We start from the raw sequence: 23,396 nt of genomic DNA, 5'->3' as shown, positions 1-23,396 counted from the left end.
CGCCCCGCACAGGGGCAACGCTAATAGACCACTAGCAAATCAAGGAAAGGCCAACACCGTGCGCGTACAGACATAAGCGCCGCGAAGGCAAAAAAAACTCAATAAACCCCAGCCTCCCCAGCAGGCCGATGCTTAAACCTCTTATGCACCCAATAATACTGATCAGGAATCCGACGCACCTGCGTCTCAAGAAATTCGGTAATCCGCCGAGCATCGACAGCAACATCCTCCGAAGGAAAATCCTTTAACGCTTCGAAGATAGTCAATTTATAGCCCCGATAATCCGGCAAAACCTCAGTCACAAAAGGCACAACCCGAGCATTCCCAGCCTTGGCCATCCGCGAAACGGAAGTAAGCGTACACGCAGGCACACCAAAAAACGGCACAAACACCGAATCCCGCAACCCAAAATCCATATCAGCAGCCAGCATGACAGGCTTGCCATCCCGCAAGACCCGCAAAGCCCGCCGCACACTATCGCTACGCGGAATCATCTCCGTACCAAAGCGCCCACGCTGCCGCTTAGCCATCGCATCAAGCAACAAATTCGACATCGGCGTATACAAAGACGCAACCGGGTGCCGCGTCGAATACATCATGCAACCCGCCTCGATACCGACAAAATGGAAGCCGACAAAAATCGTCGGTTGCCCCTCCATGTCGGTCAGATCGATCGCGCTCTCCACTTCGACAAGGCGCGCCAACGCCTGCGCATTGCCGAACCATTGCGGACCGCGCTCGACATAACTGCGGATCACATGACAGAAATGCGCGCGCGCGAGACGCTCGCGCGCTTCGTCGCTCATATCGGGAAAGCACAGTTTCAGATTGGTATGCACGACGCGCCGACGCGCGCTGGGAATCCGGTACAGCAACGCACCGATGCCGGTGCCGATGCGCGCGACAACGCCATATGGCAGGAAAGCAAACGCGCGCAGCAGACCTGTCATCAGACAGATGAGTATTCGACTTTTCACGAGGCAACGACCCGGTGGATGCTGTGTAACAAACACGCCGGCCGCGGCAACCTGACGGTTGCCCACGGACGAAGTGGCAGGCGCGCGCGTCAAACGGGTCTTGCGCGGCGGGACTTTCGAAGATGGGTGTCTCGCTCGCGGCGAGACACAGCAGTGCTGGAGGCCGAAACCGCTTAGGAATCGGGCGTCCGTATAGGACCCAATATAAAAAGCATCGCAGGCGTGATTAAAACACACTGCACAGCGCAGGCACAAAATCTGCGGGCGGAGCTTACCCGAATACCGCCACTCAATCCGCGCCAGGCAACGGTTTCCCCGCCCTTTCAAAAACTTGCGTGTGCGGCCCCGGACAGGCCGCACACACTCGCTACGCCCCTAAGCGAGCCCCTAAGAAAGTCCCCTTTGGGGGACTGGCGGACATCAAGGCTTGTTCGTCTCGAATAGATCCATGATCTGCTTCTTTTCATTCGACGAGACATTCGGCGGCGGCACCACCGGTGGCGTCATACCCGCCGGCCCGACGCCGCCCACCGCGTCGCTCACACCGGCCGTCGGATTCGCGGAATCCAGACCGATGCTGGCCACGAAGCCATTGCCCGGCGTCATGTCCGTATAGAACAGCTCGCCGTCGACCGCGGTCACGCCGTCCGGTTGCGCCGGCTCGCTTTGCGGTATGCCACGCAGCGCTCGCTGCATGTACTCGACCCAGATCGGCAACGCGAGCTGTGCACCGAACTCGCGGCTGCCGAGGCTCTTCGGCTGGTCGTAACCCATCCACGCCACCGCCACCAGCGATTGCTGATAACCGGCGAACCAGCCGTCCTTGGCGTCGTTGGTCGTACCCGTCTTGCCCTGCAGGTCCGAACGATGCAACACGTTGGAGCCCGCACCCGTGCCGGCCGTGGCCACCGAGTGCAGCAGGCTGTTCATGATGTAAGCGTTACGCGGTTCGAGCGTACGCGGCGCATCCTGGCCAGCGGTCAACGGCTGTGCCTTCGAGAGCGGTACGCCACGTGCATCCGTCACTTCGTTGATCAGATACGGATTGATGCGGTAGCCACCGTTCGCGAACACCGAGTATGCGCCCGCCGATTGCAGCGGCGTGACGAGGCCGGCGCCGAGCGCCATCGGCAGATACGGCGGGGTCTTGTCGGCGTCGAAACCAAAACGCTGCGTGACAAAATCTTGCGCGTACTTGGTGCCGATGAACGACAGGATACGGATCGACACCAGGTTCTTCGATTTCTGCAGCGCGAGGCGCAGCGGCATCGGGCCGTCCGGCTGGTCGTCGTCCTTCGGCTCCCACGCGTCACCGCCCGGCGTGCTCGGCGGGAAGTACAGCGGCGCGTCGTTAATGATCGTGGCCGGTCCGAGACCCTTGTCGAGCGCTGCCGAATAGATGAACGGCTTGAAGCTCGAACCCGGCTGACGCCACGCCTGCGTGACGTGGTTGAACTTGTTCTTGTTGAAGTCGAAGCCGCCCACCAGCGCACGAATCGCACCGTCCTGGGGCGTGAGCGAGACCAGTGCGCCTTCCACTTGCGGAAGCTGAGTGATCTGCCAGTTGCCCTTGTCGTCGGCGACGAGGCGCACGATCGAACCCGGCTTGATCTTCGCAGTGGCCGCCGCGCGCGCGGAGAGCGCGCCGGCTGCAAAGCGCAGGCCGTCGCCGCTGATCGTCACTTCGGTGCCGTCGACCAGTTGCGCCTTCACCTGCTTCGGATTTGCATCCGTCACCACGGCGGCGATGATTTCGCCATTGTCGGGGTGATCGGTGAGCGCGTCGTCGATCGTCTGATCGCGGTCGTCGCCCGGTGCGGGCAGCTGCACGAAGCCTTCCGGTCCGCGGTAGCCGTGGCGCCGCTCGTAGTCCATCACGCCCTTGCGCACTGCGCGATAGGCGGCGTCCTGGTCGGCGGAATCGATCGTGGTGGTGACGTTCAGGCCGCGCGTATAGGTTTCGTCCTTGTACTGCGCGTACATCATCTGGCGAACCATTTCGGCGATGTACTCAGCATGCACGCTGTATTCGTTGCCTGGGTTCTTGGTGTGAATCTCTTCCTTGACGGCCTGGTCGTACTGATCCTGACTGATGTATTTCAGCTCGAGCATGCGCTTCAGAATGTATTCCTGGCGGATCTTCGCGCGCTTCGGATTGACCACCGGGTTATACGCGGAAGGCGCCTTCGGCAAGCCGGCCAGCATCGCGGCTTCAGCCAGCGTGATGTCTTTCAGATCCTTGCCGAAGTACACGCGCGCGGCCGCGGCAAAACCGTACGAGCGCTCGCCCAGATAAATCTGGTTCATGTAGACCTCGAGGATCTGATCCTTGGTCAGCGCGCGTTCGATCTTGTACGCCAGCATCATTTCGTAAATCTTGCGCGTGTAAGTCTTCTCGCTCGAAAGGAAGAAGTTGCGCGCCACCTGCATCGTGATCGTGCTCGCACCCTGCGAGGCGCCGCCATGCGTGATGTCGGAAATGCCCGCGCGCAAAATGCCCACGAAGTCGACGCCGCCGTGCTCGTAGAAGCGATAGTCTTCGATCGCGAGCACCGCCTTCTTCATCTGGTCCGGAATGTCCTGGAAGCGCACGATGCTGCGCCGTTCTTCACCGAACTCGCCGATCAGCACGTGATCCGCGGTGTACACCCGCAACGGCACTTTCGGGCGATAGTCGGTCAGCGCATCGAGCGACGGCAGTTGCGGCCCCATCACCACGAGCGCATAACCGACGATCAGTGCACCCACCACGGCAATGGTCGCCAGCAGACTGACAAACCAGATGGTGATGCTCGCACCGATCGAACGGCGGCCGGGCTCAGCGTCGCGCGAAGCAGCGTTGCGTCCTGGAGTGCGGTGGTAGGCGTCCCGGTCGTCACCAGCCGGAGAATTTGAAGAATGCGGTCGTTTGATGATTGGCATGACTGGAATAGTGGGCGCGTAACTGAACGCGTGAGGCGCAAAACACCGCGCGGCCCTATGCCCCCGGGCGACCGCACGGCACGCCCGTGACATCGTCCGGCGCAACGCAACAGCGCATTTTAAAGAAATCAAGCGCCGTCCAAGACAGTTTTTTTGTAAGAATTCCCTTCGCGCGGCGCCATGCCGGTAGATCGCGGCAATGGCACGCGCTCCCGGCGCCACTTGCCCAGGTTATCAACAGAAATTGTTGAAAGGCCTGTGGACAAGCCCGCCGCAAACGCTACAACCCGTTGATGTCACGGGATTTTCATGTCGCGCCCGTTCCGCATCGGTGCAACTCGTCATATGATGGACACGGCGCGGGGGTCGACACCGACACGCGCGACGGCGTACGCCAGATTCACGCCTTGATTCGCCAATGCCAACAAGTATGCGAGCCGACCATGAACAAGCCCAGCGAACGCATCGTCGTATTCGTCACGACCGCACAGAAACGCGCGATCGCCGCCACCGCCGAAAACCTGGGCATTAGCGTCAGCGAACTGATGCGGCGCGCGGTGTTGAGCTTCGGCGCGACCAGCGAACAGGTGAAAGCGGCCAGCATCGTCGACCGGCTGCGTGCGCCGCGCGCGCCGGACGCGCTCGACGCGGCGCTGCAACGGGTCGCGCGCGGTACGCGCCACGCACGGGCAGCGCTTCCAGAGGCCTTTCAGACTCACGATGACAACGAAACCGCTGTGCCGGCGGAAAGCGCGGCGGCATCGCACGCGGATGAATTGTTGGGCACGGCCGCAGGCGCGGGCCCAGCGCCGTTGCTGCCGGCCGGTGTATTGGCCGCCCTCACCGCCACCGCCGAGGAAATAGAAGCCGCCGCGGCAGCCGAAGCCGTGGCGCGCGTCGCCGCGGCCGAAGCGGCGTCCATTGCCGGTTCGGCGCAAAAACCGGGCGACGTGGACACGCCTTTGCGCCACGTGCTTAAACGCCCTCGCCTCGACGCCACGCGCGACGAAGACGATCCGCAAAGCGATCCGAGCACGGAAGGCGGCCGCTTCGCCTGAATCGGAAGTGGCGCGGTCAAGCGCCCCAACCCACCGCGCATTGATGCGCTGTTGAAGCGCAGGCACGCCGTCGACACACCACGCCTGTTCACATCCGCGACACCCGCCGTGCCGACGCACGTCGCGGATGCCCGCCGCACGGTGCCCGCCGCGCACAAAGTTGGCGATTATGTCATCGCGCCCTTTAAGGCGGTTTTAAGAGAATGCGTGGTGTAATATCCGCCGACGGCTGAATAAGCCACCGCGCGTTTTAACCACTGAGGCTGTTGGCCATTCGGTTTCAAAACGTAAATTTGTGGCACCACTATTGCAATTGGCGAGTGTGCCCCGAACTCCGGTCCGAACGCTGCGCAGCTTCTCGCGCAGCGGCGTAAAGTAGCATTTGAAAGCAGTTAAAGCGCGTGGGAATTATTCAGCGCCGATTTCATTCTTTGGAGGTTTTCATGTCGCTTTTTGACAGCATTTCGCGCACGCTTAAAGGTCTCCTGAACGACGCAGCCGATTCCGTGCAGGATCCGTCGCGCGATTCGCGCCAGATCGTGCGCGAACTCGACGAGAGCATCGCTAAAGCCGAGAACTCGCTGATCGAGATTCAGGCACAGGTCGCCACGCAGCAAAGCAAGCGCGATGTCGCCGCCGACAAGGCAAAGAAGTACGAAGACGGCGCGAAGCGCGCGCTGCAATCCGGCGACGAAGCGCTCGCACGCGAAGCCCTCGGCGCGCAAGCCACGGCCGAAGCTGAACGCGATGCGCTGGCGAGAGAACTGACCACGCTGGAGCCGTCCGTTGCCCAGTTGAAGAGTCAGATCGACGACATGCGTGGCCGTCGTAACGACCTGAACGCGCGCTCGAACATTCTGCAAGCCAAGCAGCAGATCGCTCAGGCCAAAGATGTTGCAGCTACTGCGTTGGGCGGTATCGGCGGCAAGAATCTCTCCGAGGATTTCCAGAAGCTGGAAGACAAGGTTGCGTTATCGAACGCCCGTTCCGACGCACGCCTGAATTCGGCCGACGTTAAGACCGGCAAGGCGCTCGACGACAAGCTCGCGGATCTGAACCGCGGCCCGTCAGTCGAAGATCGTCTCGAAGCGTTGAAGAAGCAGATCAACACGCCGGCTCAGTAATTGCGTCAGCAGTGCATACCGGTGGCCGTTACGAGCGCCATCGGAATCGACTGAAGGAGACGGGTGCATCGCACCCGGTCCGTAAATGAAAAAATTTCTCGCAAGCGCATTCGCCTCACTGCTGTTCGTGTCGGCCGCGGCGTTCGCTGTGCCGACGGTCCAGCAGATCGAATCCGCCATGTCGCAAGGCAACTGGCAGCAGGCCGATGCCGGTTTGAGCGAAGTACTGCAGGCGCATCCGAACAATGCGCGCGCGCACTACCTGTACAGCCAGGTGCTCGATCGCGAAGGCCGTTATGCCGACGCCCTCGCCCAGATCCAACAGGCCAAGACGCTCGATCCGCAAATCCGCTTCACCGACCCGACCCGTTTCGCGCAAACCGAAGCGCGCATCCGTAAGGACGCGGAACGTGCTGGCGGCGCCGGCGGCAACACCACGAGCCGCGCGGCCAACCCGTTCGTGCAACAGAATTCGCCGGCGGTGCAGCAGCAGTCGGCGATAGTGCCGCAAGCGCCGCAACGGCATGGTCCCGGCATCGGCATGTGGGTTGGCATCATTCTCCTGATCGGCGTGATCGCGCTGGTGTTGCGCTGGACCTTGCGCCGCGCCCGCACGCAAGACGATTCGCGCGCCGACGACGATCGTCGCGTGCAGCTCAAGCGCGCAACCGAAATGCTCAACGCCGTGCGCTCGTTGAAGCTCGACGTGAAGCTCTCCACCGTGCAAGGTCATGAGGCGCTGGAGAAGGAAGTCGAATCGACCGAAGACCAGTTGCGCGGTCTCGTCGAAACGCTGTCGAACAGCAAGAATCCGGTGCCGCCGTATCAGCTCGACGAACTGGAACAGCGCATCGGCACCCTGCGCGCCCGCGCCGAAGGGCGGCCCGATCCGTATGCCGCGCCGGCCGGCACGCAGCAGTCGCCGTATGCGCAGGAAGCAGAGCGTTTCGGCAACCCGCCGCAGCCGTATCCGCAACAAGGACCGTATCAGCAGCAGCCGCAGGTCATCGTGCAACAAGGTGGTGGCGGTTTCGGCGGCGGCATGGGCGGTCTGCTGACGGGTGTGTTGCTTGGCGAGGCGCTGAATTCCGGGCGTGAACGCGTCGTGGAGCGCGACGTGATTGTCGATGACGAAACGCGTCGCCGCGGCGGCGACGGGGGCAATGGCGGCGGCCTCGACTTCGGCCAGGGCTCGAACGACTGGAACGACAACAGCGGCGGCGGCGTCGACATGGGCAGCAACGACGATTCCGGCGGCTGGAGCGATACCTGAGAAACACCGCGCTGCGTGAGATGCAGTCAATCAAACGCTAATCGATCAAGCTGCAATGAGAACAGGCTCCTATGCACGGAGCCTGTTTTTTATGTCGATTCCCTTCATTCATGCGGGCGCCCTGACCGGCTCATGCTGCGCCAACAGCACCGAACCCGCGAACAGCCGGACGATGAAACGCTCCGCATACGCGACCAGCGCGTCCCGGCGCGCGGCATTCCCGTCGATGTACTCCGCCGAAAGATGAAACAGAAGCAGCACGATCTGCGTGCAGACTTCGTCGACGGTTGCGCGGGCGAGCGTCGGCATCAGTTGCAGTTGCACGACGTCGTCCGCCATTTCCGCCGACACCTCGTGGAGGTTTGCCCGCACCGCTTCGCGCAGCGCCGGCGACGTGCCGTGATACTCGGCCAGCGCGCTCAGAAATGCCTCGCGATTCTCCAACGCAAACGCGAAGAACGCCACACACGCGCGACGCGGCACGCTCTGCGGCTCGTCGTGTGCAGCCAGCCAGCGCTCGCGCCGCAGCATCGGCCGCAAGCGGCGGCTCACCGATTCGACCGCCTCGCGCGCCAGCGCGTCGAGCGTGTCGAAGTGGCGGTAGAACGTGTTGGGATTCAGCCCCGCCTCGCGCGCCAGTTCGCGCAGACCCAGGCTTGCAAAGCTGCGCCCGCCTGCGGTCAGACGCAACGCGGCCTCGATCAGTTTGCGCTTGCCGGGCGGGAGGTCCTGCCCGGCAACAGCGCCATGGTCGGCAGCGAGCGCCGCTTCGGGTACGGGTTTCATGAGCTTTCAGTCGGAGTGCGGCTTGCGCGTTTAATAGTCGTACTCTAAACGATCTTGACGCGAAGTGTACAGTTGTCTACTCTGCGCGTTATACGGATGTAGACATATGTAGACACCCGAACTTTGCCCATCTCCGGAGACCCGCCGTGACGCCTGCTTCAACTGCCAAACCCGCCGCGCCACGCATTGCCATTGTGGGCAGCGGGTTTGCGGGCATCGGCATGGCGATCCGCCTTCAGCAGATGGGCATCACGTCGTTCACGATTTACGAGGCGGCCGGCGATGTTGGCGGCACGTGGCGCGACAACACCTATCCCGGCGCGGCCTGCGATGTGCCGTCCCATCTGTATTCGTTTTCGTTCGAGCCGAATCCGGCGTGGTCGCGTGCGTTCGGCAGCCAGGCGGAGATCTTCGCTTACCTCAAGCATTGCGCGCGCAAATACGGCGTCGATCGTTACGTGCGTTGCAATGCGCGCGTGGCCTCGGCGCGTTTCGACGAAGCGCGGCAGATATGGCAGGTCGAGATCGATTCGAACAGTACGCGCGAAAGCATCGAGGCCGATGTCGTGATCGCCGCGAGCGGTCCGCTATCGCGGCCGGCCATGCCGCAGATCGCCGGGCTCAAGCGCTTCGAAGGCAAGCTGTTTCATTCCGCGCGCTGGGACCACGACTATCCGCTCGAAGGCAAGCGCGTAGCGGTAATTGGCACCGGTGCCAGCGCAATCCAGTTCGTGCCGCAGATCCAGCCACGTGTCGCGCAACTCGAACTGTTCCAGCGCACCGCACCGTGGATCATGCCCAAGCCCAACAAGCCGGTCGGCCCGCGCGCACATTGGCTGTTCCGGCATCTGCCGTTCACGCAGCGCTTCGTGCGCAATGCGATCTACTGGCAGCTCGAATCGCGTGCGATTGCGTTCGTCGTCAATCCGAAACTGATGAAGTTGCCGATGAAATTCGGCTTGAGCTACCTCGAACGGCGCGTCAAGGACCCGGCGCTGCGCGCCAAGCTGACGCCGAACCACCGGCTCGGCTGCAAGCGCGTGCTGCTGTCGAGCGATTACTATCCGGCGCTCAACCAGCCCAACGTCGACGTGGTGACGACCGGTATCCGCGAAATCGTCGCCGACGGCATCGTCACCAACGACGGCGCGCATCACCAGGCCGACGCCATCATCTGCGGCACGGGTTTCCAGGTCAACGACGTTGGCGCACCGTTCGGCGTGACCGGTCTCGACGGCGCCGACCTCGGCGCGATGTGGCTGCGCGATGGACCGGAGGCCTACCTCGGCACCAGCATCGCCAACTTCCCGAACTTCTTCATGATCGTCGGCCCGAACACCGGGCTCGGCCACAACTCGATGATCTACATGATCGAGTCGCAAGTGCAGTACATCGCCGATTGCCTGCGCGTATTGCGCCGACGCAAGGCACGCACGATGAACCTGCGGCCCGACGTTCAGCACGATTTCAATGCGCGTCTGCAGAAAGAGATGCAGCACTCCGTGTGGACCACCGGCTGCCATAGCTATTATCAGACGAAGAGCGGCAAAGTCACAACGCAGTGGCCGGGCTTCACGTTCAGCTTTCGCAAACGCACGCGGCGTGTGCGGCCGCACGATTATCGCTTCGTGCCATAGAAGCATGCGGCGGCTGAGGGGCTGCTCGCGATGCGGAGGTGGGGGCCGATACCGGCTCAGATGCTGAGTCTGTGGCAGACGCAGAAACAATCTAATTCAAACTAAAGGGAGACAACAACCATGGCAAGCATCGAATCCGCAACGCCCGCATCCACAGCGCCGCTGCGCCCCCGCTCGCTCGCCGCGCGCCTAGGTATCACCAGCGTGCCGCGCACCGAATTGCAGCGGCGCTACACGCAAAGCGGCTCGAAGTTCGTCAAGATCATGGGTGCCGACGTGCACTACGTCGACGAAGGCAGCGGCGACACGATCGTGATGATTCACGGTTTCGCGTCTTCGTTGCATACGTGGAATCGCGTCGCCGACAAACTCAAGCGCGAGCATCGCGTGATCCGTCTGGATCTCCCGCCGTTCGGCGTGACCGGACCGCTACGCTCGAACTCCGGCGAAATCGAAACGATGAATCTGCCAACCTACCGGCGATTTATCGACACGTTCATGCAGGCACTCGGCATCTCGCGCGCGACGCTGATCGGCAACTCGCTCGGTGGCCTGATTTCGTGGGATTACGCAGTACGTCATCGCGAGGCCGTCGAAAAGCTCGTACTGATCGACTCAGCCGGTTTTCCGATGAAGCTGCCGATTTACATCGGCCTCTTCAATAGCGCGCTGGTGCGGGTCAGTTCGCCGTGGTGGCTGCCGGAAGTCATTATCAAGAGCGCGGTGCGCAACGTGTATGGCGATCCGCACAAGATCGATGCGCTGACACTTCGGCGTTACGTCGAGTTCTTCCACGGCGAAGGCACGCGCACGGCGATCGGCAAGATGGTGCCGACGCTCGACTTCAAGGACGTCGATACCGACGTGCTGAAGACGCTGAAGGTGCCGTCGCTGGTGCTGTGGGGGGCGAAGGATCGCTGGATTCCGCCTGCGCATGCTGCCGAATTTGCGAGCCGCATTCCGGGCGCGAAATCGGTGATGTACCCGGGACTCGGCCATATTCCGATGGAAGAAGCCCCTGAGCGCGTAATGACCGATCTGCGCGCGTTTCTCGGCACGAACGACGCCACTGCTCCAGCAGTTGAAGGCGTGCGCGGCGAGCCGGTCTGACCCTTCCTGGCCGCACGATGCGACGGTCGTATCGTCGCATCGTCTGGCGGCCCCGCCGATTCATCCGTTCACCGATCCGCACCTAGGCGCGCATGGCCGCGCTGTTGACGCACCGCCGACACGCGACGTTGCGCTCTCAACCACCTCCGAGCAACCGCAACAGTCCCCAGAGAAACTTGCAGAGCATCACGATCAGCTCCCACAGGTGGTAGAGCTGCTGCCAGCCTGAGACGCGTGCGAAGGAGTCGATCATGGTCCGCTGGTGAGTGGGAGGGCTGCGAGAAATGGCAGGCGCAGTCGCTTGCGGGGCCAGGCCTCTCGCGGGTCTGGGCGTCTCACGCGCGCTGTGCACTGGGCCGTGCCAGCGCCCTGCCGGATCCCACATCATAACGACCGCGGGATACCCCGTATCAAGTTGTTTGCAAGTTTGCCGTCAATACCTCGGGAAGACGCGGCATCCGTGCTGGATGAGCGCACGAATTGACTCCGCAAACCGCGCCATCAAGGAGAACACGACCATGACGCGCTTCAGCTTCCGCCGGGCTGCCCGTTCGCAGTCCGTGGTCGGCGATATTGCCGCGCACGCCGGCAAACTGGGCATTGAAATCTGCGACGTATCGGGCCACGTCGAAGAAGTGGCTGCGCGCGTGCAGCGCCAGGCACAGGTATGCCGCGCGCTGCGCGAATCTGCTGCCGTCACGCTGGCGGGCAACCACCGCATCGCCGCCGCTGCGCGCGAAATGCGCAACGTGTCGGCTGAAGCTGCAACCGGCGTGCAGGCGTCGCAACAGACGCTCGAGGCGTCGCTCGCCGATATCCACGGGCTGGTGGAAGGCGTGACGGTAATCGAGAGCCAGATTGGCGCGCTGCGCAGCGCGTTGGCCCATGTGAGCCGCGTCTCCGAGGAGATTTCGCTGATCGCCCGCCAGACGCATTTGCTGGCGCTGAATGCCGCGATTGAAGCCGCGCGCGCCGGCGACTCCGGCAAGAGTTTCGCGGTGGTGGCCGCCGAGGTGAAGAACCTGTCGGCGAAGACCGCGCACGCGACCGGCCAGATCGAGACGACACTAGCGCAACTTACTCAGCAGACCGAGCAGTTGATCAGCGAGGGCTCGGTGAACACGGCGCGCGCCCATCGGGTACGCGAAGGCACCCGCAAGATCGGCGACGTCGTGCATGCGACGGGCGATGCGATTACGCAGCTCAACGACGAGGCTGGACAGATCGCCGCGTTGACCGGCGAGATTGAAACGCAATGCAACGGGCTCGAAGCGCAGGTGCTGGAGATGGCGAGCGGCGTCGAAGATTCGAGTGAAAACTTCGTCCAGGCGAAGGACCGGCTGGGGAATCTGCTCAGCGTATCCGAGACGTTGATCGAGCTGACTGCGGCCACGGGGGTGGAGACGACAGATACGCGCTTTATCGAAGCTGTGCAGCGGGCCGCGGCCGAGGTGAGCAAGGTATTCGAAGCGGCTGTTGCCCGGGGCGAAGTGTCGATTGAGGATCTTTTTGATCAGCACTACGTGCCCGTTGCAGGGAGTAATCCGGCTCAGTTCGTTACGCGGTTTACTGCTTTTACCGATCGGGTTTTGCCTGCCATTCAGGAGCCGTTACTCGGGATTGATCCACGCGTGGCGTTTTGTGCTGCTGTCGATGTGCGCGGTTATTTGCCTACGCATAATCTGAAGTTTTCTTTGCCGCAGCGCGAGGATGTGGTGTGGAATATGGCGAATTGCCGGAATCGGCGGATGTTCGATGATCGCACTGGGATTGCGGCTGCTTCGCATGTTAAGAAATTTTTGCTGCAGACGTATCGGCGTGATATGGGCGGTGGGCAGTTTGTTTTGATGAAAGATGCGTCGGCGCCCGTGTTTGTGGCCGGGCGGCATTGGGGTGGGGTTCGGGTTGGGTATAAGGTTTGATGGTTTTCTTCTTGCGTGGCGCTTTTTGGCCGTGTTCTTGGGGCTTTGGCCTTTCCTTGTTCTGGCTTTCGTGCCTTTCCTTGCATTGTTAGTGGTCTATTAGCGTTGCCCCTGTGCGGGGCGGCACCTACTTCTCTTTGCCGGCTGCAAAGAGAAGTAGGCAAGAGAAAGCAGCTCAAACCGCTACTGCTAAGTGGGCACCGTGGCTCGCACAGGGTAGTGGTGCATCTGGAATCCGTGTTCTCGCACATTCCGCGTTAGTGACAAAGGACTCATCAGCTCCCACTCCGCACTGCGTGCGTCGCGGACGGGTCTGCATGGGAAACCACGGGCTTCGGTTGAGGTTTGTGGGAGCCGTCGGCTTCGCCTCGGCGACGCCCCTCTGCATTCACCCGGGAACCCCCACTTCAATAAATTGTCGGTACCCCGCAATCACGGTCACGGCTGCGGTGGCGAGGCTTGAGCGTCAAAACGTGGCGGGTGGTTTTAAGAACTGCTCTTCGGCGCGCGCAGCGCCGCCGGAAGTATGACGCCCTTGTCACAAGCCTATGCAGGGGCACGAACACAGATTCCAGATGCGCCACTACCCGCAGCAGACCACGGGCCCCACTTAGCAGTAGCGGTTTGAGCTGCTTTCTCTTGCCTACTTCTCTTTGCAGCCGGCAAAGAGAAGTAGGTGCCGCCCCGCACAGGGGCAACGCTAATAGACCACTAACAAAACAAGGAAAGGCCAAAGCCCTAAGAACACGGCCAATGCCGCCGCCAAAGGCAAAAAACTACGCCGCCATTACAGCCCTCTTCCTCTCAGCCCGCTGCATAAAATAGTTCCCCAAAACAACCCCAACAGTAACAACAGCAATAAACAACGTAGCCAACGCATTCATCTCCGGATTCAACCCAAGCCGAACACGAGAAAAAACAACCAGCGGCAACGTCGTCGACCCAGGCCCCGACAAAAACGCCGACAAAACCAGATCATCGATAGACAACGTAAACGACAACAACCACCCAGAAATAAGCGCCTGCGAAATCAACGGCAACGTAATGAAGAAAAACACCTTCAGCGGCGTAGCCCCAAGGTCCAGCGCAGCTTCCTCAAGCGAAGGATTCAACTCCTTCACCCGCGACTGCACGATGATGGCCACATACGAAATACACAACATCACGTGCCCGATCCAGATCGTGAAAATACCGCGCCCGGCGGGCCACCCCAACCACTTGGCCATTTCGATGAACAGCAGCAGCAGCGAAATCCCCTGAATCACCTCGGGAATCACCAGCGGCGCATTGATCATCCCGGTGTAAAGGGTAAAGCCACGAAACCGCCCCATCCGGGCCAAAACAAACCCGGCCCACGTGCCGATAATCACCGAAGCAAACGCCGTCAGCAACGCCACGCGCAAAGATAACCACGCAGCCGCGATCAACTCGCTGTCCTGCAACAACGCCGCATACCAGCGCGTTGAAAACCGCGTCCACACCGTGACCAGTTGCGATTCGTTGAACGAATACACAACCAGACTCACGATCGGAACGTAGAGGAACAGAAAACCGATCCCCAAAGCAATGATCTGCAAAATCCGGTTCGGCTTCATCAGCGTCTTTCCTCCATCGCCTTCGCCTGCGCGTACTGGAAAAACGCCATCGGCACCAATAACAACAACACCATCGCGCACGTCACGGCAGACGCCATCGGCCAATCGGCATTGTCGAAAAACTCATTCCACATCACGCGGCCAATCATCAGCGTGTTCGCGCCGCCCAGCAATTCCGGAATCACGTACTCGCCTACCGCCGGAATAAACACCAGCAAACACCCGGCAATAATGCCGTTCTTCGACAGCGGCAAGGTGATCTGCCAGAACGCCCGCCACGGCTTCGCACCGAGGTCGTAGGCGGCTTCAAGCAGGGTCATGTCCATCTTCACCAGATGCGCGTACAGTGGCATCACGAGAAACGGCAGGTACGAATACACCATGCCGATATAAACGGCGGTGTTCGTGTGATACAACTCGACCGGTGTATGGATCAGTCCGGTCGACATCAGAAAGTTATTCAGCAAGCCGTTGTTCTTCAGGATCCCGATCCATGCATACACGCGAATCAGAAACGACGTCCAGAACGGCAGCATCACCGCCATCATCAGCAGATTGCGACTCGCCGGATTCGATCGGGCAATGTAATACGCCATCGGATAACCGATCAGCAAACACAGCAACGTGGAGATCGCCGCGACCACCACCGAATTCACATAGGTCGCGAAATAGAGGCTGTCGGTCAGCAGAAACGCATAGTGCGACAGGTCCAGCGCGACGTGAACCACCCCGTCGGTGTACTTGGCGAGCTCGGTATAAGGCGGGATGCCAAGCTGCAAATCGGCAAAGCTGATCTTCACGACCAGCAGGAACGGCACGAGGAAAAACAGCAGCAGCCAGATGAACGGGCCGGCCACCACCGCGGTGCGGGCAGTCAGATTGAAACGGCGCACCGGCCACGACGCGAAAGAACTGATCGAGCGCTTCATGACGTCAACACCACGCCGGCCGATGCGCTCCAGCGCACATACACCTCGTCGCCCCAGGTGGGCGGATCGATCTCGGTCAAGGCAAGGCTCGTCACGTTGGCGATCACCGTTTTGCCGGCGTCGAGTTTCACGTGGTACAGCGAATAGCCGCCCATGTAGGCGATATTCGTTACCACGCCCTTGCCCCAGTTGTACGCACCCTCAGGCGGTTTGCGCGTGAGCGCGATGCGCTCGGGCCGCACGGAAATCGTCACCGGCATGCCGAGCGGCCCGGTGATGCCATGGCTCACGTAGAGACGGACCGGCAAGTCGGGCGTTTCAATGAACACGTGATCGGGTTCGTCTTCGACGACGTTGCCGTCGAACAGATTGGTCGAACCGATGAACTCGGCCGAAAAACGGCTATTCGGATATTCGTACACTTCGTGCGGTGTGCCGAGCTGGATGATCTCGCCTTCGCTCATCACGGCAAGACGGTCCGCCATCGTCATCGCCTCTTCCTGGTCGTGCGTCACCATCATGCAGGTCACGCCGACCTTGTCGAGAATGTTGACCAGTTCGATCTGCGTGCGCTGACGGATCTGCTTGTCGAGCGCGGACATCGGTTCGTCGAGCAGCAGCAGCTTCGGCCGCTTGACGAGCGAGCGCGCGAGCGCCACACGCTGCTGCTGGCCGCCGGAGAGCTGATGTGGTTTGCGCTTCGCAAAACGGCCCATCTGCACGAGATCGAGCGCGGTCTGCACGCGGTCTTTCAGTTCAGACTTAGGCACGCCTTCCTGCTTCAGGCCGAAGGCGACGTTGGCCTCGACCGCCATGTGCGGAAACAGCGCGTATGACTGGAACATCATGTTGACCGGCCGGCGATACGGCGGCAATTGCGCAAGGTCTTCGCCATCGATCAGGATCTTGCCCGACGTGATCGATTCGAGGCCGGCCAGCATGCGCAACAAGGTCGATTTGCCACAACCGGAACTGCCGAGCAGCGCGAACAGTTCTCCCTTTTTCACCGACAGGTTGACCCCTTTGACCGCGGCGGTCTCGCCGAACTTCTTCACGATGTCGACGATCTCGACGAAATTCTCTGCTGCACTGCCTGCTGCGGCGTTCACGCCCGGGGACGGCACGGCGGCCCCTGCCATCGCGCCCGACTGGTCACTACTCATCACAATGCTTTACTCCGGCGTTTGACGAACAAAGCCCCCGGTGGACACCGAGGGCTTCTTGATGATACTTACGCGTTCACTCTGGCTGCGAATCAGCGGCCGGACTTGAATTCAGTCCACAGCCGCGTTTGCAGACGCTGGATTTCCGGCGGCAGCGGCTTAAGCAGGAACAACGTCTTGATGATTTCAGGCGAGGGGTACACGGCCGGGTCGTTCGCCACGTCCTTGTCCACATACTTGCGCGCTTCGAGGTTGGCGCTCGGATAGTAGACGGCGTTGGTGATCGCGGCGTGAACCTGCGGAGTTTCGATGTAGTTGATCCACTCGAGCGCGGCTTCCTTGTTCTTTGCGTCCTTCGGAATCGCCATCACGTCGAACCACACCGGGGCGCCGCCCTTCGGAATGAAGTACTCGATCTTGTAGGCCTTCTTCGCCTCGACCGCGCGATGCTTGGCGATCACGACGTCGCCCGACCAGCCGTACGCGAAGCACACGTCGCCGCCAACCAGGTCATTGATGTAGCCCGACGAGTTGAACTGCGTGATGTACGGGCGGATCTTCTTCATCATCTCGAGCGCGGCGCGGTAGTCGGCCGGGCTCGTGCTCATCGGGTCTTTGCCGATGTAGTGCAGCGCGGCGGCGAACATCTGGTCCGGCGCGTCGAGCACGGACACGCCGCAGGCCTTCAGCTTCGAGATGTTTTCCGGCCTGAAGAGGACGTCCCAGCTGTCGAGCGGCACGTTCTTGCCGAGGATCTGCTGCGCCTTGGTCACGTTGTAGCCGAGGCCGGTCGTGCCGTATGCCCAGGGTACCGTGTACTTGTTGCCCGGATCGGCGCCGGCCACGAGGGCCATCAGCGAGGGATCGAGGTACTTCAGGTTCGGCAGCTTCGATTTGTCGAGCGGCGCGAAGATGCCCGCGGCAATCTGCTTGCCGGCGTAGTTGCTGGTCGGCACGACGATGTCGTAACCCGAACTGCCGGTGAGGAGCTTGGCTTGCAGCGTGTCGTCGCTGTCGTAGTTGTCGTATTTGACCTGGACGCCGGACTGCTTGGTGAAGTTCGGAATGGTGTCCTTGGCGATGTAATCGGACCAGTTATACACGTTGAGCTGCGTGTCTTTCGCAGCAGCCGTCAACCACGGTGTCGCGCACAGAACCAGTGCCGCCACTTGTCCCACTACCCGTCTTTTCATCCCGTTCTCCGATCCTGACCGGCCCGACCCGGCTGTCTTCAACCACGCCGCGGCACACCGCACGCGGCTCCCCTGAAAAATCCGAAAACTACCATTAATTGTTGCGCGCACCAAAAAAAATGCTGGGCTGTCGCGCAAACGGTACAGCGTAAGCCGCGCCGCTACAAAATGGGCGCAATTTTAGCGGGTTATCGGCGCGTGTCTACCCGAAAAAAACACCAGTGGCGGCCCCGGTGTTATCTCGTTGTCAACTTACGCCGACCGCACCCCACCGGGTTCGCATCAAGGCGGCAGCCAGAGGCCGCTTTCCGTGAATTTTATGCCTTACAGCTAACCTCGATGCGGGCGTAAGCCACCCGTCGCGCCACGGCATCGGCACCGGGCGCGACCTTGCACAGATCTGCCGCGAAGGCTCCAGCCGCCGCGTCACGCTGTTCCTGTGGCTGACGGCCGGCATGCTGATGTCGGCGGTCAGCACCTTCGTCCTGCTGGCGCTCCAGCAGGCAGGCGGCCGCCGGCTCGCGGCGGGCATCGTCGGTGCGACGGCGCGTTGTTGTGGCAGTTGGCGTTCGGCGGATAAGGCCGCCTTGTGTGATTTATTTGTGACCGAAGTGGTTTTGTAAGTATTTTCCAACCGTCTACGGCAGTCCGAACGGCTGGCAACTCGACTAAGACCAACTAGCAGCAATGAACGGCGCGAATCAGGTACAGCATTGCGCGCTGAGTGGTGGAATTCGAATCGAGGCGAAGGCGGCAATGGATACTGCCAACCGTGCACGCATCTGTGCCATGGCGAGCGCGACGCCGGGGCGCGATGGCCGCATCGGTTAACATAGCGGAACTTCGCTTCTCCGCCCCAAGGTTTCCGATGGCTTCGAATCTCCACGATCTTCCCGACAGCCCGTGCATCGGTGTCTGTTCCACGCTTTTCGACGAGGTCTGCAAAGGCTGCGGCCGCACCTCCACCGAAGTATCCAACTGGGTGTTCCTGAGCGACGAGGAAAAACGCGCGGTGTGGGTACGCATCGAGCAGGACGGCACCGCGATGCGTTTCAAGAACGACAAGCTGTAGCCTCCCGCGCGCCGTGGCCACCCGCATCGGCCCTCTTGCCGGAAAACCCGTCTCCCGACTGGGATCGCGATTGCAATAAAAAACGCCGGACATTCCGGCGTTTTTGCGTGACGAGCGGAGCTTCTCGCGCGTGGCGATCAGAACCGCATACCGACGCCCAAACCGACCACCACCGGGTCGATATTCAACCGGCCGAGCGACTGACCGCCGAGCGTTGCGTCGGTGTGCATCCAGATCTTCTTGATATCCGCATTGACGAACAGCGACTTGGTCACCTGCACGTCCACACCTGCCTGCAACGCGGGACCGAAGCTGTGGTTGGTGATCGAGATCGGTTGCCCGGCTGCGTTCAAGCCGTTGTTATAGAACAACGTGTAGTTCAGACCCGCACCGACGTACGGCCGGATACGCCCCGCGTGGTTGAAGTGATATTGCAGCAGCAGCGTGGGCGGCAACACGTTCACACCACCGAGATTGCCGAGACTCGACGTCAGCTGATGGCGCGACGTGCCGAGAATCAGCTCGACGCCGAGGTAGTCGCGGATCATGTAGGTCAGATCCAGCTCCGGCACGATGGCGTTGTTGACGCCCACATTGAGCGCCGACAGCGACTGGTTGGTCTCCACGTTCGGCATGATGCTGATTGCGCGCAGACGCACCAGTACGTCTCCGGCGTGAATGCCGCTCATCTGGTCGTCGCCGGCAGCCTGCGCCGGCGACACCAGCGCGCCTGCGCCTAGCAGGCACGTCGCGACGACAGCGGCCTTGATTCTGTTCCTGAGCAAGTGCTTCATGTGCTTCCCCGAGTGTTGATTGCGTGCGGGGATTGTCGAAGTTCTTGTCAGGTTTCACGTTGACCCGTGTCAACCCAGCGAGAACGCCCAACGACCTGCGACAGCGGGTCGCGTCGCACCGGTCAGGAGCAGTTCGATCAGGTCGTGGACGCTGCGGATGGCCGTGCCAAACGGCAAGGCTTCGCGGCCGCGAAAGAACAGACCGTTGGCCACGTCGCCGCGCAATGCCGCGGCGAGTCGCGTGTCGATGCAGAAGTGGCCGAACTTCTCGACACCGTCGCGCCAGCCACACACGCTGAGGCATTCGAGCGCGGTCGGGCAGACGTGTTTGAGCGCGCCGACCTTCGCGCGGATTTTCGTTTCGTGGCGCAGATAGCGCATCAGCCATGGTGTTTTCACGGCGCGCGCGGGCAGGCCCGTCACGCTGACGAATTCGACGATGTCGTCGGGCGTCGCTTCGGCCAGTACGCGTTTGAAGTTCGGATGCGCGTCGCCTTCTTCGGTCACGGCGAACGGTGTGCCGAGCTGCACGCCGCTGGCACCGGCGCTCAGCAGTTCGCGCACAGCTTCGTGACTGTTGATGCCGCCCGCGACGATCAAGGGCACGTCCTGGCGACGCAAACCGAGCGACGTGAATGTCGCTTCGATCTCCTCAAGCACACGCAAGAATTCGAAGCGCGGGTCGCGCATGTCGGCGAGATTGCTCACGCCAAGATGGCCACCTGCGTGGGCCGGATGTTCGATCACGACAGCGTCGGGCAGACGGCCCTTTTTCATCCACTTCTTCAGCACCAGCGCGACACCGCGGCTATCCGACAGGATGGGGATCAGCGCGATGTCGTGGCCCTGGGTCATGTCCGGCAAATCGAGCGGTAAGCCAGCGCCCATGACAATTGCATCGGCGCCGCTTTCGCAGGCGACGCGCACGTACTCCGCTTGTGCGTTGACCGCTTTCATCACGTTGACGGCGATCATGCCGCGGCCTTCGCTGAGTGCCTTGGCGGCGTGGATTTCACGCGCCAGCGCGGTGAGGTTCGCCTGTTCAAGCCTAGCCCGGTCGGGAGATTGCCGGCAGCGTTCGATCAGATCGTGATGATGATGGCGCAGGTCGATGCTGGCGATGGTGCCGAGTGCGCCTTCACGGGCGACGCTGCCGGCCAGCCGGTGGGCCGAGATGCCGACGCCCATGCCGCCTTGCACGATCGGAAGCAGCGAGCGGCCGCGGATAACGAGTGGGGGGAAAGAGTGAGAGGTGTGCATTGACGACCCGATTGGTGGACTATCGAAACGGTGATAATCGATCGTCGGGCGCGGCGTGCCTTGCTTCGGGTCAAGGAGGCAGTTTGCTGGTTTGGTTTTGAGAGCGGTTGGTTGACGTTGGTCACGTCACGGTAAGGTTGATTCGTACGGACGGACAAACCAGAGCCAGCATGCACGACGCTCACCATGAAAAAAGCCCGCTTCGAAGAAGCAGGCTTTTTCTTGCACTACACCGTGGAGCAGAAAGCGCTTACTGCACGCCCTGGCTCAACAGGAAGTCTTCATAGTTGCCGCCGAAGTCGTTCAGCGTGCCGTTGGTCTTCACTTCGATGATCCGGTTCGCAAGACCGCTCACGAACTCACGGTCGTGCGACACGAAAATCAGCGTGCCTTCGTACTTGTCGAGCGCGATCTGCAGCGATTCGATCGACTCCATGTCCATGTGGTTGGTCGGCTCGTCCATCAGCAGCACGTTGTGACGGCCCAGCATCAGCTTGCCCCAGATCATGCGGCCCTTCTCACCACCGGAGAGCACCTTGACCGACTTGCGGATGTCGTCGGCATTGAACAGCAGACGGCCGAGCGTGCCGCGCACCATCTGCTCGTCGTCGCCTTCCTGGCGGTAGCCGTCGATCCAGTCCATCAGCGTGACGTCGGTCGGAAACTCTTCATACGTATCCTGCGGCATGTAACCGACGTTCGCGTTTTCGGCCCACTTCACGGTACCGTGATCGAGCGTGAGCTTGCCGAGCAGCGAACGCAGCAGCGTGGTCTTACCCGCGCCGTTCTCGCCGATGATCGCGATACGCTCGCCCGGCTGCACGCTGACGCTGAAGTCGTTGAAGATCTGACGCTCGTATTTCTTCGAGATCTTGTCGGCCACCACCGCGATGTTATGCAGCTTCTTCTCGTACTCGAAGCGGATGAACGGATTCTGCCGTGACGACGGCTTGAATTCCTCGATCTTGATCTTGTCGATCATCTTCAGACGGCTGGTGGCCTGACGCGCCTTCGACTTGTTCGCCGAGAAGCGGCGCACGAAGTCCTGCAGGTCGGCGACGCGTTCCTTCGCCTTGGCGTTGGCGTTCTGCTGACGCTCGCGCGCCTGCGTGCTGGCCAGCATGTAGTCGTCGTAGTTGCCCGGATAGACCTTCAGCGTGCCGAAGTCCATGTCGGCCATGTGCGTGCAGACCTGGTTCAAAAAGTGACGATCGTGCGAGATGATGATCATCGTCGAGTTGTACTGGTTGAGCACGTCTTCCAGCCAACGGATCGAGTTGATGTCCAGGTTGTTGGTCGGTTCGTCCAGCAGCAGCACGTCCGGCTTCGAGAACAGCGCCTGCGCGAGCAGTACGCGCAGTTTCCAGCCCGGCGCGACGTTGCTCATCGGGCCATTGTGGTCCTCGATCGCGATGCCGATGCCGAGCAGCAGCTCGCCCGCACGCGCTTCCGCAGTGTAGCCGTCGTACTCGGCGAACTTCGCTTCGAGTTCGGCGGCGTGCATATAGTCGTCGTCAGTCGCGTCGGGGTTCGCGTAGATCGCGTCGCGCTCGGTCATCGCGGCCCACATTTCGGCGTGGCCCATCATCACGACGTCGAGCACGCGCACGTCTTCGTACGCGAACTGATCCTGGCGCAGCTTGCCGAGGCGGACGTTCGGTTCGAGCATCACGTTGCCGGAGCTCGGTTCCAGATCGCTACCCAGGATCTTCATGAAGGTGGATTTGCCGCAGCCGTTCGCACCAATCAGGCCATAGCGGTTCCCTCCCCCGAATTTGACCGAGATGTTCTCGAAGAGGGGCTTTGGCCCGAATTGCATGGTGATATTGGCGGTAGACAGCACGGCGCGTCCTTTGAATGTGATATCGGCGAACAACCCAATATTTTAGCAGGTTATCGCGAATTCAACCCACGCAAGCGCCGTGTTCACGCGTTTCGACGCCGCTTTCACCCCCGGTTCGCGCCTCCCCGCCCGCCTTCTAGCCGCCGCGCGGCGTCTGCAAAACGTCGATGAAGGCCGACAGATCGGCCTCGCCCAGCCCCATCGCCGCGCCGAGTCGCAGCAGTTGCTGGACCGTCGACGAAACCGGCATCGGCGTGCCCGTCTCGTACGCTGTCGCGGCGACCGTGTCGATGTCCTTCTGGAACGTACGGAATGCGCCGATCGGCGCGAGGCCGCTTTGCGTCATGCGCGGCACGAAAATCTGCAGCAGCACCGAATCGGCCCAGCCGCCGGCGAGGCCTTGCGTCAGTTTGGCGGCGTCGATGCCGCTGCGTTGCGCGAGGCTCACGGCCTCGGCGATCGCCGCCAGGGTCGCGGTGACGATGGTCTGATTGCAAAGCTTGGTGGTCTGCCCCGCTCCGACCTCGCCCATGTGTGTGACGCGGGCCGAATAGGCGTCAAGGAGTGGCGTGACCGCCTCGACGTCTGCCGCGGCGCCGCCCGCCATGATCGCCAGCGTGCCCGCCGTCGCGCCCGCCACGCCGCCGGATACCGGCGCGTCGATCCAGCTGACGCTCGCGGTCCCTGTGCCTGTGCCTGTGCCTGTGCCTGTGCCTGTGCCTGTGCCTGTGCCTGTGC

General features: G+C 61.5%; 18 protein-coding genes and 1 pseudogene. 8 read left to right on the top strand and 11 right to left on the bottom strand.

The genetic code is table 11. The features are described 5' to 3' along the window. Positions 1–98 precede the first annotated feature (98 nt). On the bottom strand, positions 99–950 hold the full coding sequence (locus M0D64_RS43145) for a lipid A biosynthesis lauroyl acyltransferase (protein WP_233464979.1): 852 nt from the start codon (positions 948–950) through the stop codon (positions 99–101). Positions 951–1,397: 447 nt separating this feature from the next. Continuing rightward, complete coding sequence (locus M0D64_RS43140) at positions 1,398–3,899, bottom strand: penicillin-binding protein 1A (protein ID WP_266262108.1); 2,502 nt, start codon at positions 3,897–3,899, stop codon at positions 1,398–1,400. 443 nt (positions 3,900–4,342) lie between these two features. On the opposite strand from M0D64_RS43140, the gene M0D64_RS43135 reads away from it, so the two are divergent. The 3 genes from M0D64_RS43135 (at position 4,343) to M0D64_RS43125 (ending at position 7,354) form a co-directional block, all read left to right on the top strand. After that, positions 4,343–4,957 (top strand): hypothetical protein, encoded by a 615-nt coding sequence (locus tag M0D64_RS43135; RefSeq protein ID WP_266262107.1) that lies wholly within the window; start codon positions 4,343–4,345, stop codon positions 4,955–4,957. Between the two features lie 443 nt (positions 4,958–5,400). Further along, the gene (locus M0D64_RS43130; protein ID WP_097392886.1) at positions 5,401–6,081 is read left to right on the top strand and encodes a PspA/IM30 family protein; all 681 of its coding nucleotides are present in this window, start codon (positions 5,401–5,403) and stop codon (positions 6,079–6,081) included. An 85-nt stretch (positions 6,082–6,166) separates the two neighbouring features. Further along, complete coding sequence (locus M0D64_RS43125; RefSeq protein ID WP_266262106.1) at positions 6,167–7,354, top strand: tetratricopeptide repeat protein; 1,188 nt, start codon at positions 6,167–6,169, stop codon at positions 7,352–7,354. 108 nt (positions 7,355–7,462) lie between these two features. Here M0D64_RS43125 and M0D64_RS43120 read toward each other — a convergent pair whose 3' ends face one another. Further along, positions 7,463–8,140, bottom strand: a complete 678-nt coding sequence (locus M0D64_RS43120; protein WP_266262105.1) for a TetR family transcriptional regulator — start codon at positions 8,138–8,140, stop codon at positions 7,463–7,465. A 146-nt stretch (positions 8,141–8,286) separates the two neighbouring features. Here M0D64_RS43120 and M0D64_RS43115 point away from each other — a divergent pair, with 146 nt between their 5' ends. The 3 genes from M0D64_RS43115 (at position 8,287) to M0D64_RS43105 (ending at position 12,809) form a co-directional block, all read left to right on the top strand. Then, entirely contained in the window at positions 8,287–9,777 is a 1,491-nt protein-coding gene (locus tag M0D64_RS43115; RefSeq protein ID WP_266262104.1) for an NAD(P)/FAD-dependent oxidoreductase, read from the top strand. Positions 9,778–9,897: 120 nt separating this feature from the next. Continuing rightward, complete coding sequence (locus M0D64_RS43110) at positions 9,898–10,887, top strand: alpha/beta fold hydrolase (protein ID WP_266262103.1); 990 nt, start codon at positions 9,898–9,900, stop codon at positions 10,885–10,887. 518 nt (positions 10,888–11,405) lie between these two features. Further along, on the top strand, positions 11,406–12,809 hold the full coding sequence (locus tag M0D64_RS43105; protein ID WP_266262102.1) for a methyl-accepting chemotaxis protein: 1,404 nt from the start codon (positions 11,406–11,408) through the stop codon (positions 12,807–12,809). Positions 12,810–13,585: 776 nt separating this feature from the next. Here M0D64_RS43105 and M0D64_RS43100 read toward each other — a convergent pair. From M0D64_RS43100 to M0D64_RS43085, 4 genes are all read right to left on the bottom strand, one after another. Beyond that, positions 13,586–14,404 (bottom strand): ABC transporter permease subunit, encoded by an 819-nt coding sequence (locus M0D64_RS43100; RefSeq protein ID WP_154566208.1) that lies wholly within the window; start codon positions 14,402–14,404, stop codon positions 13,586–13,588. After that, complete coding sequence (locus M0D64_RS43095) at positions 14,404–15,333, bottom strand: ABC transporter permease subunit (RefSeq protein ID WP_266262101.1); 930 nt, start codon at positions 15,331–15,333, stop codon at positions 14,404–14,406. Before M0D64_RS43095 ends, M0D64_RS43100 begins: the two co-directional genes overlap by 1 nt. Continuing rightward, entirely contained in the window at positions 15,330–16,496 is a 1,167-nt protein-coding gene (locus M0D64_RS43090; RefSeq protein WP_266262100.1) for an ABC transporter ATP-binding protein, read from the bottom strand. The genes M0D64_RS43095 and M0D64_RS43090 overlap by 4 nt, the downstream gene beginning before the upstream one ends. Positions 16,497–16,588: 92 nt before the next feature. Next, the gene (locus M0D64_RS43085; RefSeq protein ID WP_266262099.1) at positions 16,589–17,689 is read right to left on the bottom strand and encodes a polyamine ABC transporter substrate-binding protein; all 1,101 of its coding nucleotides are present in this window, start codon (positions 17,687–17,689) and stop codon (positions 16,589–16,591) included. A gap of 359 nt (positions 17,690–18,048) precedes the next feature. On the opposite strand from M0D64_RS43085, the pseudogene M0D64_RS43080 reads away from it, so the two are divergent. Both M0D64_RS43080 and M0D64_RS43075 read left to right on the top strand, forming a co-directional pair. Continuing rightward, a pseudogene (locus M0D64_RS43080) lies at positions 18,049–18,216 on the top strand (divalent metal cation transporter); the annotation flags it as partial. Positions 18,217–18,557: 341 nt separating this feature from the next. After that, a complete protein-coding gene (locus tag M0D64_RS43075; protein WP_266262098.1) occupies positions 18,558–18,761 on the top strand; it encodes a DUF1289 domain-containing protein in 204 nt (67 codons plus the stop codon). A gap of 137 nt (positions 18,762–18,898) precedes the next feature. Here M0D64_RS43075 and M0D64_RS43070 read toward each other — a convergent pair whose 3' ends face one another. The 4 genes from M0D64_RS43070 to M0D64_RS43055 form a co-directional block, all read right to left on the bottom strand. Further along, positions 18,899–19,555 carry an OmpW family protein gene (locus M0D64_RS43070; RefSeq protein WP_266262096.1) on the bottom strand — a complete coding sequence of 219 codons (657 nt, stop codon included), beginning with the start codon at positions 19,553–19,555 and terminating at the stop codon, positions 18,899–18,901. A 69-nt stretch (positions 19,556–19,624) separates the two neighbouring features. After that, on the bottom strand, positions 19,625–20,815 hold the full coding sequence (locus M0D64_RS43065) for a nitronate monooxygenase family protein (RefSeq protein WP_266262094.1): 1,191 nt from the start codon (positions 20,813–20,815) through the stop codon (positions 19,625–19,627). A 250-nt stretch (positions 20,816–21,065) separates the two neighbouring features. Further along, on the bottom strand, positions 21,066–22,658 hold the full coding sequence (locus M0D64_RS43060) for an ABC-F family ATPase (RefSeq protein ID WP_168435958.1): 1,593 nt from the start codon (positions 22,656–22,658) through the stop codon (positions 21,066–21,068). 136 nt (positions 22,659–22,794) lie between these two features. After that, the coding region (locus M0D64_RS43055) for an NAD(P)-dependent oxidoreductase (protein ID WP_266262093.1) at positions 22,795–23,396 on the bottom strand (602 nt) is incomplete at its 5' end.

The sequence above is a fragment of the Paraburkholderia sp. WS6 genome (assembly GCF_030464835.1).
In the GTDB taxonomy this organism is placed as follows: domain Bacteria; phylum Pseudomonadota; class Gammaproteobacteria; order Burkholderiales; family Burkholderiaceae; genus Paraburkholderia; species Paraburkholderia madseniana.
The sequence above is the reverse complement of the archived record's forward strand: the minus strand, read 5'-3'. Positions and strand labels throughout refer to the sequence as shown.

Excerpts from the sequence above, each read along its gene's own strand:
- M0D64_RS43145 (WP_233464979.1), bottom strand. The coding sequence starts at position 950 with ATGACAGGTCTGCTGCGCGCGTTTGCTTTCCTGCCATATGGCGTTGTC.
- M0D64_RS43070 (WP_266262096.1), bottom strand. The coding sequence starts at position 19,555 with ATGAAGCACTTGCTCAGGAACAGAATCAAGGCCGCTGTCGTCGCGACG.
- M0D64_RS43140 (WP_266262108.1), bottom strand. The coding sequence starts at position 3,899 with ATGCCAATCATCAAACGACCGCATTCTTCAAATTCTCCGGCTGGTGAC.
- M0D64_RS43110 (WP_266262103.1), top strand. The coding sequence starts at position 9,898 with ATGGCAAGCATCGAATCCGCAACGCCCGCATCCACAGCGCCGCTGCGC.
- M0D64_RS43085 (WP_266262099.1), bottom strand. The coding sequence starts at position 17,689 with ATGAAAAGACGGGTAGTGGGACAAGTGGCGGCACTGGTTCTGTGCGCG.
- M0D64_RS43120 (WP_266262105.1), bottom strand. The coding sequence starts at position 8,140 with ATGAAACCCGTACCCGAAGCGGCGCTCGCTGCCGACCATGGCGCTGTT.
- M0D64_RS43090 (WP_266262100.1), bottom strand. The coding sequence starts at position 16,496 with ATGAGTAGTGACCAGTCGGGCGCGATGGCAGGGGCCGCCGTGCCGTCC.
- M0D64_RS43125 (WP_266262106.1), top strand. The coding sequence starts at position 6,167 with ATGAAAAAATTTCTCGCAAGCGCATTCGCCTCACTGCTGTTCGTGTCG.
- M0D64_RS43075 (WP_266262098.1), top strand. The coding sequence starts at position 18,558 with ATGGCTTCGAATCTCCACGATCTTCCCGACAGCCCGTGCATCGGTGTC.
- M0D64_RS43130 (WP_097392886.1), top strand. The coding sequence starts at position 5,401 with ATGTCGCTTTTTGACAGCATTTCGCGCACGCTTAAAGGTCTCCTGAAC.
- M0D64_RS43135 (WP_266262107.1), top strand. The coding sequence starts at position 4,343 with ATGAACAAGCCCAGCGAACGCATCGTCGTATTCGTCACGACCGCACAG.
- M0D64_RS43105 (WP_266262102.1), top strand. The coding sequence starts at position 11,406 with ATGACGCGCTTCAGCTTCCGCCGGGCTGCCCGTTCGCAGTCCGTGGTC.
- M0D64_RS43095 (WP_266262101.1), bottom strand. The coding sequence starts at position 15,333 with ATGAAGCGCTCGATCAGTTCTTTCGCGTCGTGGCCGGTGCGCCGTTTC.
- M0D64_RS43100 (WP_154566208.1), bottom strand. The coding sequence starts at position 14,404 with ATGAAGCCGAACCGGATTTTGCAGATCATTGCTTTGGGGATCGGTTTT.
- M0D64_RS43065 (WP_266262094.1), bottom strand. The coding sequence starts at position 20,815 with ATGCACACCTCTCACTCTTTCCCCCCACTCGTTATCCGCGGCCGCTCG.